The sequence below is a fragment of the Sphaerochaeta halotolerans genome (assembly GCF_003429665.1).
Classification (GTDB): domain Bacteria; phylum Spirochaetota; class Spirochaetia; order Sphaerochaetales; family Sphaerochaetaceae; genus Sphaerochaeta; species Sphaerochaeta halotolerans.
The window spans coordinates 16,023-29,509 of record NZ_QUWK01000009.1 but is presented as its reverse complement, the minus strand read 5'-3'; the positions used below and the strand labels follow the sequence as shown (position 1 = coordinate 29,509).

Below are 13,487 nucleotides of genomic sequence, written 5' to 3'. Positions count from 1 at the left end.
GAAACTTTGGGATATAGTAAATCCCATGAGGTTCACCATCCTACTCCTTATCATTATCCTTATCATTGTGTTTATAGTTTGGAACGCGACACTCTTTGGTTATCGTGACAGGAATGTCGCACCGCTCACCGTCGATGAATCCAAGACCTTCTGTGATGAGGCTAAAAGCATCATAAAAACTACACCGGGAAACAAGCAGGCAATCTTGCTTGTCCATGGCTTTCCATCCACCCCGTCTGTATACCACTACAGCGCTGAGCGCTTTCATGAAGCAGGATTGGATGTGTACGCACCTTTGCTGCCCGGCTTCGGAACAGATCCTAAGCAGTTTGCCCACACCACATTCACCCAGTGGTTCGATTACCTCTGCCGATACTACGAAAACCTCAGGAATCAGTATGAGACACTCTACGTGCTGGGTATCAGCATGGGGGGGATGATGACCCTCAAGCTGGGTGAAACCTACTGCCAAAGTACCCTTTCCCCTGATAAACTGGTGACTATTGCAGCCCCTGTGGTGTACAACAGTGTAAGGGACGGCATCATTACTGACTGGAAACAGTATATAACCAGAACTTTGGGACTCTTCACCCCATCCATTGGAGCCCATGTGGTGAAAGGCAATCCAAAGGGAGAGGATGGCAACGAATATTGGTTCGGCTATGGAGGGCTCTTCATCCGACCGGGCATGAGCCTTGTCCATGCCATGAAAAGTGTTCGCAGGGATCTGGGAAAGATTACCTGCCCACTGTTCTCCATACACGATGTCAACGATCAGACAGTCCCCTTCAAAAATCTCAAGATCATAGAGAAGGAACAACGGAGTAGTGATTTCCACATCCTTGAGACAGAAATGGGAAACTACAATCACAGCCGTCATGCCCTTCTGCTCTACCGGTCCATCCAACAATCCTTAACAGATACCATTCTCGAATTTTTGCTAGAAAAGGAGACAACTGATCATGCCCAAACGTAAAGACTATCTCAGTTGGGATGAATATTTCATGGGAGTGGCCGTCCTCTCGTCACTTAGGAGCAAAGACCCGAACACCCAGGTAGGAGCCTGCATTGTAAACACCGACCACAAGATTGTCGGTGTCGGATATAATGGCTTCCCTATTGGGGTGGATGATGACGAGATACCTTGGGAACGGGAAGGAGAATGGCTCGAGACCAAGTATCCTTACGTCTGCCACGCTGAACTGAACGCCATTCTTAACGCAATCAGCAGCAGTCTGAAGGGTTGCACGCTGTATGTAGGATTGTTTCCCTGCAATGAGTGTGCGAAGGCAATCATCCAGTCGGGCATAAAGGAAGTAGTATTCCTCTCTGATAAGTACAGTGAAGCTGACAACACGAAAGCATCCAAGCTGATGTTTGACAAGACAGGTGTTGCCTACCGACAGCTGATTCCACAACACGGTTCAATTCTGCTCAAACTATCATGAAGATTCTCTCGGTCTGTTTGAATCCAACCTTCCAGATCACGATGCGTTTCCCCTCCTTTTCCGTAGGGGAGGTAAATCGCGCTCAGGAACACTACCTCGATGCATCGGGCAAGGGTATGAATGCAGCCAGGATAATCAGCCAGCTAGGACACGAGAGCCTTTTGCTCACCCACTTGGGAGGAAACCGGATAGAGGAGATGCTCAGCCTTTGCAGGAAAGATGGGTTCACCACGCTTTGGGCGGACAGTGGCAGTGCTATCAGGACCTGTGTCACGGTGCTCACCAGTGAAGGAGCTACTGAATTGGTTCAAGAACCCTTCCCTGTCGACCCAGCTTGTGAAAAGCCGATCAGAGCCCTCTTCTCACAGCACATCAAGGAGTGCGATGGTCTGGTAATTTTAGGTACCCGTGCCCCTGGATATTCAGATGCTCTGTACGCTGATTTCGTACAGGAAGCGAAAGCACTGGGAAAGTTTGTCTTGCTCGACTTGAAAGGTGAAGACCTCAAGCGCTGTATCCTCCACCACCCTGATGTAGTGAAGATCAACCTGAGTGAAGCAGTCCATACCTTCCTTGGAATCCAGGTAGCCGAACATCAGAATACCGATGATCTCAAGGAGCCTGTCAAGAAAATGCTCCGTGGTTTGTATGATCAGTTTGGCTGTACATTTGTAATCTCCCGAGGGGCATCTGAACTCTGGGTACAGAATTCTCGTTTCTTCAGTTCCCCTACTGTGAAGACAGAGGTGGTGAATACCATCGGATGTGGTGATTCCTTGAGTGCTGCCCTGACAGTGCAGTTGCTACAAGGCGTAAAACTGCAACAAGCTGTAATCGAAGCAACAAAAGTTGCAACAAAGAATGCAAAATCTATACATCCTGGAAGTATTGTCTAGTTTTTTAGTCTATATGAATGGTGCAATACCATATTCATATATTTAGGTTTCACTAAAATTGCAACAAAAAAATCGTCATTTTCCTAGTAATATTATGATAAATATCACTGATAGCTCAAATTATCAATCGATAATTTCTGTTTCATTTTCACTTTTCTTTTGACAGAGTATCCATTAAGCCTCTATACTAGAAAAAGCTTAGACCCACCAAAAATGGGTTGATATTCCAAGAGGAGAAGGAACATGAGAAAATTACTGACAATTCTGTTTTGTCTTGCGCTCATCAGTGGTTCGCTTTTTGCTGCAGGTAGCAGTGAGGCTCCAGCTGAGGAGGCTGATTCCAATGTGGTCAAAATTGCTTTGATCATCGAGAACACCATTGACGACAAGGGCTGGTGTCAGGCCATGCATGATGGCATCATTGCTGCCCAGAAGAGCCTGCCCGGTCGTATTGAGTACAGCTACACAGAGAAGATGAAACCAGTCGATGCCGGTTCAGCTGCCCGCCAGTATGTTGCACAGGGATTTGATATCATCATCGCACATGGGGCACAGTACAAGAACCTCATCATGGAAATGGCTGAAGAGTATCCTGATGTTTCCTTCGCCTTTGGAACCAGCGCAGAGGTTGGTCCCGACAATGTATTCACCTACATGCCTGAAAGTGAAGAGACCGGTTACCTTTCCGGTATCATTGCTGGTATGACCACCAAAGCCAATATCATCGGTCTAGTCGGTCCTGTTGATGCTGGTGATGCTGCCCGTTATAACCGTGGTTTCGTACTAGGTGTCCAGTCTGTCAATCCAAGCGCCAAGATCATGGTCGCACACAGTGGGTCCTTCAGTGATTTCGTAAAAGCCGGAGAGGTTGCACAGTCACAGATCAGAAGTGGTGCCGATGTATTGACCGGAAGCAGCCAGCAGGCTCTTGGTGCACTTCGTGCTGTTGCTGACTACCCTGACAAGGACATCTGGTGGGTTGGCCAGGACATTGCCCAGATTCACATTACCGAGGGCTACAAGGTTATCGCAGCATCTTCCTACAATTATGCATCCGTCATCGAAGGTCTCGTGGCCAAGCTGGACGCCGGTATCTTGGGTGGGGAAGTAATTCCCTTGAACTTCAAGAACGGTGGATTCGTATTTGAGTTCAACCCTGCTCTTGAAAACATGTATGCAGGGGAGATTGAAGAGAAGGTCAATGCAGCCATCGATTCATTCAAAGCTGCAAGTGGTACCATCAACTACACCAGTGTTGATTACTCCAAACTGTAAGCACATTGTTTCCCGGTCATGCAGGGACACCTCTGCATGACTACTTTTTTCATTCTTTCCCACGGAGGCTTCCCCCATGGAACTCACACAGAAGAAAATAACCAACCTGCGGATGGAACACATCACCAAACGCTTCCCTGGAGTCTTGGCGAGTGATGACATCACCTTGGAGATATCAGAGGGCCAGATCCTGGCGCTGGTTGGAGAGAACGGAGCAGGCAAGACGACCTTGATGAACATACTCATGGGTCTCTACCAGCCAGATGAAGGGCGTATTCTTATCAATGGAGAGGAAGTACACTTCCGCTCCCCGAATGATGCCTTTGCAGCAGGGCTCGGCATGGTTCACCAGCAGTACATGCTGGTTGCAAACATGACAGTTCTGGAGAACATTGCCCTAGGATTCAAGGCGGCATGGTCACCATACAAGCTGGACCTTGGGATGGTGCGTGACCGGATTACTGAAATAGCAAAGAAATATGGGCTCGTCGTCGATCCCGATGCGTATATTTGGCAACTCTCTGTTGGAGAACAACAAAGAGTCGAACTGGTAAAAACCCTCTGCCTGGGGGCACGGTTTCTGATCCTTGACGAACCAACCAGTGCACTTACCCCACAAGAAACTGATGAACTGATTGTTTTGCTCAAGAATATGAGCAGTGAACTCTCCATCATCTTCATCAGCCACAAACTGCAGGAAGTAAAAGACCTTTCGGACAAGATTACCATCCTTCGTCATGGGGCGGTTGTTTTCGAGGGGAATACCCATGAGCACTCCCCTTCCGACATTGCTGCCTTGATGACTGGCCATGAGGTAGACCTTCCACTGAATGAGGAACCTGCCCCGGAGGGTGTTCCCGTCCTGGATATCAAGAACCTCAATGTAAAGAGTGACCGTGGATTTCTTGCTCTCAAGGATCTGAATCTGACTATCTCCTCTGGTGAGATCGTAGGCCTCGCCGGTGTTTCAGGAAATGGGCAGCGGGAGTTGGCTGAGGCCATCAACGGACTGAGGAAGGTTGAGAGTGGAGAGATCCAATTCTATGGCGAAAACATCGCAAACAAGAGCCCTCACCACATCATTGAAGCCGGTATGGGCTATATCCCTGAGGAGCGCAACACAGAAGGCATTGTTCCTTCTTTCTCACTGAAGGAGAACCTTATACTCAAGGATACTGAACATGACGAATTCAGCAACCATGCATTCCTCAAGAACAAGGCCATAGACAAGAATGCAGAAGACCTGCGTGTAAAGTTCGATATCCGCAGTCCCAATATCTCTATAGCGGCAGGATCTCTCTCGGGGGGAAACATCCAGAAAGTCATCCTGGCTCGTGAAATTTCCAGAAGACCAAAATTCTTGATTGCAGTCTACCCCATTAGAGGTCTGGACCTTGGAGCAGCGGAGTTCATCCATAAGCAACTCTTGGAGATCAGACGTGAAGGAATTGGCATCCTGCTCATCAGTGAAGAGCTGGATGAGATTCTCGACCTCTCAGACCGTGTGGCGGTAATCTTCAAGGGCCAGATTCAGAAGGTCCTTGACAGGAAGGATGCTAATCGCAGGAGTCTTGGTATTTTGATGGCAGGAGTGAAAGATGACCAAACAGTTTAGGGTACTCTACAAGGTTACCATCATCATTCTGGCCATTTTGGCTGCAATGTTGATCGGTTCAATAATTTTGATGACCATCGGGGCTGATGTCTTCAAGACCTATAGGGTCATTCTCTTCGAGCCATTGAAGACGACCCTCCAGCTTACCGAGGTTCTGATCAGGGCTATCCCGCTCACCATCATAGCACTGGGTATTTCGGTGGCGTACCGCAGCGGTATCATCAATATCGGTGGAGAGGGTCAGATGGCGATGGGAATACTCGGTACCACAGCAGTGGCACTTGCCTTCCCAGAACTTCCAAAACCAATCCTGCTTCCAATGGCTATCTTGGCTGGGGCAATGGCAGGAGGAGTATGGGGATTCATCCCAGGTATCCTGAGGGCAAAATTACAGGTCAGCGAACTGCTCTCGACGGTAATGCTCAACTATATTGCTGCCCAGATTTATACCTTCATGCTGCGTGGTCCATTCCTCGATCCAGCAGAACTTACGATGGGAAGCGGGACTCCCCAGTCCATGAGACTTTCAACGGGGATCTGGCTTAATCGGTTCCTCAAAGGAACTCGATTGCATACTGGTATCTTCTTTGCTTTGTTTCTTGCATTGCTTATTTACCTCCTCCTTTGGAAGACCAACTATGGCTACAAGATGAGAGCAGCTGGGGCAAGTGCCCGGGCAGCCAGGTACGGCGGTATCAGCGTGACTTGGTATCTGGTCATCGCCATGGTAATCAGTGGTGCCTTTGCTGGTATGGCAGGTGCCATCGAGATCGCGGGAGTTCACCGAAGAGCAATTGAAGGTATTACTGGAGGGTACGGATTCAGTGGGATTGTTGTCGCCCTCTTTGGAGGCTTGCACCCTGCAGGTATCATACCAGCGTCTTTCTTTTTTGGTCTCTTGATCGTTGGAGCGGACATGACCCAACGCATGGTCGGAGTACCAGCAAACATGGTCAATGTGCTGCAGGGTGTCATCATCCTGGTCATCGTTGCTACCAAGATGATTCTCGCCGACCCCTACCTGATGGAACGGGTCTGGCGTAAATACCAAGGAATCGGCAAGAAACATGTGGAGGTGGAAGCATGAACTTTATCGTAAACATCCTGAGTCTGGGTATCCCGTTCTCGGTCGCTCTCCTCATCGCCAGCCTTGGAGAGATGTTCAACCAAAGAGCAGGAGTCTTCAACCTTGGCTGTGAAGGCATCATGGCTATGGGGGCATTCCTAGGAATGCTTGTACCCTATAGCATTGGGCAGGGAGGCCCCACTTCCGGCATGTACAATGTCCTGGGGTTGGGTCTTGCCATGGTGGTTGGTGCCTTGCTTGGTATCTTCTTCGCCTTTGTTGTAGTAACGTTCCGTGCACCACAAGGAATTGCAGGTATTGGACTACAGATGTTTGGGGTCGGAACTGCTGGCACACTGTTCAGACATTTCATCGGAGGAACCCAATCAGTCCCTGGTATCGGGAATTTCCCCATCCCAGGCCTCTCAAAAATTCCGTTCATCGGACCAATTTTCTTCAGTCACAATGTATTGGTCTACCTCGCATTCCTCTTTGTTCCCCTTGCATGGTACATCCTGTTCAAAACACCATGGGGGCTCAGGGTACGTGCAGTAGGGACCAATCCTCGTGCAGCTGACTCAATTGGTATCCAGGTCAACAAGGTCCGTTACCAGGCACTTGCTGTGGGAGGAGCCTTGGCAGGTCTTGCAGGCGCATACCTCAGTTTGGCACAGGTGAAAATGTTCAGTGATGAGATTATCGCTGGACGTGGATTCATTGCTGTTGCCTTGGTCTACTTTGGGCACTGGCATCCGGTAAAGATTATGGGTGGAGCACTGCTCTTCAGTTTGGCGCAAGCCTTGCAGTTGGCTATTCAGGGTCAAGGCATCAACTTCCCCTATGAGTTTGCGGTAATGTTGCCCTATGTGCTGGTCATCATTGTCCTTGCATTTAGTAGAGAGAGCCAGCTTCTTGGTCCGACTTCGCTTGGTATCCCATTCAATAGAGAAAAGCGAATTTAGGATATCTGAACCAATGGTAGAAGTGGGCGTTGCTCATTTCTACCTTGTTGAGGTTATTTTATTATTTTGCGGTATACTGCAACAAAAAAAGACAACAATTGTAACCTTATCGCAACAAAATATAGACTTTTTTCGGGTTCATTGCAATCTTGAGGATGTATAGCATCACAGACCGATGTATCCAGTTCTGGGTACTGACGCTAAGCGGCTAGCACTTGTTCCCAAAGAACCAAACGTACCAACGTACGATGGAGAGCACAGCTATGTATGCATTCAGCGTAAATGGAAATCAGATCACCTACAACGGTGAAGACAAGAAACTGCTACGATTCCTCCGTGAGGATTTGAACTTGACCGGCACCAAAGACGGTTGCAGTGAAGGTATTTGTGGCACCTGTACTGTCTTGGTAGACGGAAAGAAAATGAAGGCCTGTACTATCCCCCTTTCACGGCTTGAAGGAAGGTCGGTTACAACCATTGAGGGGCTCAGTGAGCGAGAAGCAGAGGTATTTGCCTACTGTTTTGCTGAAGCTGGGGCAGTACAGTGTGGGTACTGCACACCTGGTATGATTCTCAGTGCAAAAAGTCTGCTCGATACAAACCTCTCTCCAACCCGTGAAGAAGTGACAAAAGCCATCAGGGGAAACATCTGTCGCTGTACCGGGTATAAGAAGATTGAGGAAGCAATTCTCATGTGTGCTGACTTCTTTCGGGAGAACCGGCCGGTCCCTAAAACTGAAGAAGAACCAAGGCTCGACAAACGTTACCGCCGTGTAGATGCCGAACCAAAAGCACTAGGAAAAGGTATGTATGCCGATGACATCAGGATTCCTGGAATGTTGCACGCCAAGGCTGTACGTTCTGCGTTTCCCCGTGCAAAGGTTCTGTCCATTGATGATTCAAAGGTAAAGACGCATCCAGATTTCGTACGTATCATCACCAGTGAGGACGTACCCCACAATATCATCGGACACATGAAGCAGGACTGGCCGGTGTTCATTCCTGTTGGGGAAATCACCCGGTACACCGGGGATGCAATCTGTCTCGTGGTTGGCAAGAGCCCTGAAACCTTGGAAGAGCTTGCAAAACTGGTGGAAGTTTCCTATGAAGTACTCCCCCCTGTTCTCGATATCTACAAGGCACTCGAACCGGAATCTCCAAAGGTACATGAGGATGGCAACCTGCTCTCCCTGGAGCACATCCACCGTGGCGATGTAGAGAAGGCATTCAGGGAAAGTCCCCATGTCATTACACGTACCTATAAAACCCCGTACACGGAGCATGCCTTCATGGAACCAGAATGTGCAGTAGGCCTTCCTGAAGGAGAAGAGGGTGTACTCGTCCATACCTCAGATCAATCCATCTATGATGATCAACATGAGATCTGCACAATGCTTCAGCTCCCACCGAATAAAGTGCATTGTCACAGCATGCTCGTAGGAGGTGGTTTCGGTGGCAAGGAGGATATGAGCGTCCAACACCATGCAGCGCTTGCAGCTTGGCTTTTAAAGGCTCCTGTCAAGGTAAGGCTTACCCGGCAAGAGAGCCTGCAGGTTCATCCAAAGCGCCATCCCATGGATATTGAGATTACCACCAGTTGTGATGAGAAGGGGCATCTTACCGGTGTAAAGGCAATTATCCTAGCCAATACAGGAGCCTATGCATCCCTTGGGGGACCGGTACTCCAGAGAGCATGTACCCATGCCTCTGGCCCATACAACTTCCAGAACTTCGAGGTTATCGGTAAGGCAATCTATACGAATATGGTACCAGCTGGTGCTTTCCGTGGATTTGGGGTCACCCAGAGTTGTTTTGCTGTGGAGTCCAACCTCAATCTTCTTGCGGATGAATTGGGCATGGACTATTACGAAATTAGGAGAATCAATGCACTTAGGCCAGGGGATATCATGCCGAATGGACAGGTTGCAAGCGATGACACCGGTGTCATTGAATGCCTTGAAGCTGTTAAGGATGCCTATTACTCCTCACCTAGGGCAGGAATTGCCCTAGCGTTCAAGAATAGTGGATTGGGTGTTGGTTTCCCCGATACTGGCCGCTGCATTCTTTCGATTGAACAGGGAAAGGTTCATATCAGGACCAGTGCTGCCTGTATGGGACAGGGAGTTGCTACGGTCTGTACCCAGATGCTTGGACAGACATGCTCCCTGAAGGCTCACGAGATTGTCGTAGAAGATCCCGATACATCCAGAACCCCTGATTCTGGGACCAGTACGGCAAGTCGACAGTCGCTCTTTACGGGAGAAGCAGTGAGAAGAGCTGCCTTGAAATTAAAAGAGGATCTAAAGACGTCCTCTCTCAAGGATCTTGAAGGTAAGGAGTACTATGGAGAATATACATCCATAACGGACCCGATTACCAGCAAGAAGAAGAATCCGGTGAGTCATGTGGCATACAGCTATTCAGCCCAGGTTGTCATCCTTGACGAAGAAGGAAAACTGGAGAAGGTAGTTGCTGCTTGTGATGTAGGGCAAATTGTCAACCATCAAGCCCTTACCGGTCAGATAGAAGGGGGGGTTACCATGGGCCTTGGCTATGGGTTGACTGAGGACTTCCCCATCGAAGAGGGATATCCGAAGGTCCGCTATGGTACTTTGGGACTGCTTCGCAGCACCGATGTACCTCCCTTGGAGGTGAAGTTGGTGGAAGGACCAGGCAAGCATCCTATTGCCTATGGGGTGAAAGGGGTTGGCGAACTCACCACCATCCCTACCGCTCCGGCTTGTCAGAATGCGTATTACCGCTATGACGGGATATTCCGTACATCCCTTCCCTTGGAGGACACCCCCTACCAAAAGAAGAAGCACTAAGTTCTAAGAGCATTTTCGACACTACCCAAGGTTCAATTCCTTGGGTATTTCTTTATGATTCAAACCGGGCAGATTTACCAGCCGGGGGGAAAGGTCTCACTATACTTTGGATATGACTCCCCTACCTCCTTCACCCGGGCGTTTCAAGCACTCCAAGGAGTGAACTCAACTGAAGCGAAAAAGGAAGATGGTCCTTAGGAAGCCGCATTACTGGATTATTTCTTGAGTAGTCTCGTCGCATAAGCAATCCCGATCAGACAACACTTTGATGGAGACAGCAGGGTGTCAATAAAGATTCTTTCCTAACACTATTACAATTTTTGTAATTGTGTTAATGTTTGAACACATTAGTACCGGCAACGGATAATAAAGGAATAGAGCATGACAATACCAGACTTAGAAACATTACATACGAATCTCAAGAACGTGTTGCAACACTGTGTGCAACAACTCCATCTAGGAGAGGTCAAGCCTGCCATTGAAAAAATTCTCAGTGCAAAGATTACCTGGCCGGAATTGAGGATCGGTGATCTTGTGGCAAGGACTCCCATAGTCCAAGGAGGAATGGGAGTTGGAATCTCTCTCTCATCCCTTGCGTCGGCTGTAGCCAACGTTGGAGGTATCGGTGTCATCGCTGCAAACGGAATCGGACTGCTTGAGAAGGACTACTATAAGGACGGTAGGGCAGCCAATCTTAGAGCATTTCGAAATGAGATCCGAAAAGCCAGGAGCATGAGCGACGGAATCATTGGTGTAAATATCATGGTCGCAGTGAATGATTTCCACCAGCTCCTCGATGTAGCTATTGAAGAAAAAGTAGATATTGTCTTTCTTGGGGCAGGGCTCCCGATCAAGAACATACCCGTGGAGGCACTCAGAAAAGCGAATGTCAAGCTCGCCCCTATTGTAAGCTCTGCCAGGGCAGCACAGATGATTTTCCGCATGTGGGAGAAGCTGTATGGCGACACCCCGGACGCAGTCGTCGTGGAAGGGCCAAAAGCCGGGGGACACCTCGGCTTCACCGCTGAACAACTGGATGATCCAGAGTATCAACTGGAGACAATCGTTCCCTTGGTAGTAGAAGCATTGAAACCCTTTGAAGAGAGCAAGGGTGTTGCTATTCCTGTCATCGCAGGAGGTGGTGTCTACACAGGGAAGGATATCTACAAAGTACTCAGTCTCGGTGCAAGTGCCGTACAGATGGCAACCCGTTTTGTAGCCACTGACGAGTGTGACGCTGATATTCGTTTCAAGGAAGCCTATGTCTCTTGCACGAAGGAACAAATAGGACTCATCAAAAGTCCTGTAGGAATGCCGGGTCGCGCAATTCGCAACCAATTCATCCTCAATAGTGAAGCTGGAAACAATCCATCGTTCCGATGCGCATGGAAGTGCCTGGCTACCTGTAAGGCGGAACAGGCTCACTACTGCATCTCCATTGCATTGAACAATGCAAGAAGAGGATTGCTGAACAGCGGATATGTATTTGCTGGAAGCAACGCATACCGGGTTAAGAGAATCGTCCCGGTAGCAACCTTGGTTGATGAATTGCATCGAGGATACCAGTTGAATGTGCAAGTTAAACTGAAAGAACTATTGGATACAGTGAAGGTATTGCTTGATGCATACGGAAAGAAAGAAGCTTTGCTACTTGAGCTCACTGATCGCTATGAGCAAGCAATAGAAGCACTTCCTAGCCAGAAAGCGGTCGTCACTGCTCTGAAGAAGCAGTACAGCAAGCTTGTCTCTCAGGAAGAAGTGCTTCGTTTGACCGTGAAGGAGAAACTCGTGCTCTCCTCTCACTTGGCTCATTAGAAGAACTGTTCCTGACATCTGTATCCCTCTTAGGCATGGAGTACGAGTGCTCCGTGCCCAGGGTGTTTGACGGGATTGGATGCTTTCCTCAACACATAGTAGGCTCCCCCCCCTCAGTGGTTCTGTTTCGTCGTATTGAAGGAGTTGTTGGCCTTAACAATCTCAGTATCTTGATAAAGATCTGCACAAGTGGGATAGATGCTACAGGACATACCGCTCTCATGCACGGTAGTGAGTAGTATAGCAGGTTGTCGGTTCCCCCAAGCTGTAACGATTGCTTTTGACAACAGGGTTAATCCTCCACTAGCTGACAGTATGCTTCTTCCCTATGGTTCTCAAACAGAGTACCACACAAAAAAACACCCGCCCCTTGCAACACAAGAAACGGATGGATGATACCACATTGTAAACTATCTAAACGACTGCTGGTAAATCTCCAGACAATCCTTATCACTGAGGGTCATAGGATCAACCTCGAACAGACCTCCCATATTCTCTCTGGCGTTCTTCACCATCAAGGGAATCTCCTCTTCAGTCATTCCATAGTCACTCATCTTGAGGTCTGCAACCCCACAATCCCTCTGGAGATCTTCCAATGCTCTTACAAAATCCATTGCCTCTGTTGCATCTTCCTTACCCAGTGCCTTCGCCATTGCTGCCATTCGTTCATCTGCAATATGATTCTCGGCAATATGGGTATAGTATGCCTTGCTGATCATGATCAGCCCTGCACCGTGAGGAAGCTCAGGATGGAAGGCACTCATGGCATGCTCCAGCGAGTGTTCGCTGATACATCCACTGGTCCATTCGACCAAACCTGCAAGCGTGTTGGCTAAAGCCACATCTTCACGAGCAGCAAGGTTCTTACCATCCGCAACTGCAGTTCTCAAGCTCTTGCCAATAAGCCTGATTGCTTCCAAGCTATAGAGATCACTGAACGTATTTGCTGTCTTGTTGAGATACCCTTCTGTGCTGTGGAACAGTGCATCGAATCCTTGGAATGCAGTAAGCTGGGGAGGAACACTGACCATCAAAGTCGGGTCTACGATACTAAGTGTTGGGAACGTATCCTCAGTACCCATACCAATCTTCTCATTGGTCTCTTCCTTGGTAATAACCAACCAAGGGTCTGCCTCTGTGCCGGTTCCGGCTGTAGTGGTAATGGCTACAACCGGAAGCGGCTTCTTACTCATGGGCTTACCTTTTCCAGAGCCTCCACTGACATAATCCCAATAATCCCCCTCATTGGTTGCCATGATGGCAATTGCCTTTGCAGAGTCGATAACCGACCCCCCACCAAGACCAATGACAAAGTCGCAACCTTTCTCCTTGGCAAGTGCAGCCCCTTCGGCAACATGCCGTTTAACGGGATTTGGAAGAATCTTGTCAAAGACTTCATAGGCAACACCAGCTTGCTTCAATTGTTCTTCCACTCGACCAAGATAGCCGTACTTCCGGGTTGATGTCCCACTGGAAATAACGATCAACGCCTTCTTGCCGGGAAGTGACTGCTCGTGAAGTGTTGACAGTGTATCTTGTCCGAATACAAGTTTGGTTGGGAGAAAATAGGTCATGTGCATGA

General features: G+C 48.7%; 10 protein-coding genes. 9 read left to right on the top strand and 1 reads right to left on the bottom strand.

All coding sequences use genetic code 11. The annotated features are described in order from the left end of the window. The first annotated feature begins 25 nt into the window (after window positions 1-25). The 9 genes from DYP60_RS09325 to DYP60_RS09280 all read left to right on the top strand — a co-directional run bounded on the left by DYP60_RS09325 (window position 26) and on the right by DYP60_RS09280 (window position 11,905). Window positions 26-976 (top strand): alpha/beta hydrolase, encoded by a 951-nt coding sequence (locus tag DYP60_RS09325; protein ID WP_240622854.1) that lies wholly within the window; start codon window positions 26-28, stop codon window positions 974-976. Continuing rightward, entirely contained in the window at window positions 963-1,448 is a 486-nt protein-coding gene (locus DYP60_RS09320; RefSeq protein ID WP_117330737.1) for a deoxycytidylate deaminase, read from the top strand. Before DYP60_RS09325 ends, DYP60_RS09320 begins: the two co-directional genes overlap by 14 nt. Then, complete coding sequence (locus DYP60_RS09315) at window positions 1,445-2,344, top strand: 1-phosphofructokinase family hexose kinase (protein ID WP_117330736.1); 900 nt, start codon at window positions 1,445-1,447, stop codon at window positions 2,342-2,344. Before DYP60_RS09320 ends, DYP60_RS09315 begins: the two co-directional genes overlap by 4 nt. A gap of 243 nt (window positions 2,345-2,587) precedes the next feature. Beyond that, window positions 2,588-3,619, top strand: a complete 1,032-nt coding sequence (locus DYP60_RS09310) for a BMP family lipoprotein (protein ID WP_117330735.1) — start codon at window positions 2,588-2,590, stop codon at window positions 3,617-3,619. 76 nt (window positions 3,620-3,695) lie between these two features. Then, a complete protein-coding gene (locus tag DYP60_RS09305) occupies window positions 3,696-5,234 on the top strand; it encodes an ABC transporter ATP-binding protein (RefSeq protein WP_117330734.1) in 1,539 nt (512 codons plus the stop codon). Next, window positions 5,218-6,321 carry an ABC transporter permease gene (locus DYP60_RS09300; protein WP_117330733.1) on the top strand — a complete coding sequence of 368 codons (1,104 nt, stop codon included), beginning with the start codon at window positions 5,218-5,220 and terminating at the stop codon, window positions 6,319-6,321. Before DYP60_RS09305 ends, DYP60_RS09300 begins: the two co-directional genes overlap by 17 nt. Continuing rightward, a complete protein-coding gene (locus tag DYP60_RS09295) occupies window positions 6,318-7,262 on the top strand; it encodes an ABC transporter permease (RefSeq protein WP_117330732.1) in 945 nt (314 codons plus the stop codon). Before DYP60_RS09300 ends, DYP60_RS09295 begins: the two co-directional genes overlap by 4 nt. Before the next feature lie 248 nt (window positions 7,263-7,510). Next, a complete protein-coding gene (xdh, locus tag DYP60_RS09290; RefSeq protein ID WP_240622853.1) occupies window positions 7,511-10,090 on the top strand; it encodes a selenium-dependent xanthine dehydrogenase in 2,580 nt (859 codons plus the stop codon). 381 nt (window positions 10,091-10,471) lie between these two features. Further along, window positions 10,472-11,905 carry an NAD(P)H-dependent flavin oxidoreductase gene (locus DYP60_RS09280; RefSeq protein ID WP_206363126.1) on the top strand — a complete coding sequence of 478 codons (1,434 nt, stop codon included), beginning with the start codon at window positions 10,472-10,474 and terminating at the stop codon, window positions 11,903-11,905. Between the two features lie 410 nt (window positions 11,906-12,315). On the opposite strand, the gene DYP60_RS09270 is transcribed toward DYP60_RS09280, so the two are convergent. Continuing rightward, window positions 12,316-13,485 (bottom strand): iron-containing alcohol dehydrogenase, encoded by a 1,170-nt coding sequence (locus tag DYP60_RS09270; RefSeq protein WP_117330730.1) that lies wholly within the window; start codon window positions 13,483-13,485, stop codon window positions 12,316-12,318. Between the last annotated feature and the right edge of the window lie 2 nt (window positions 13,486-13,487).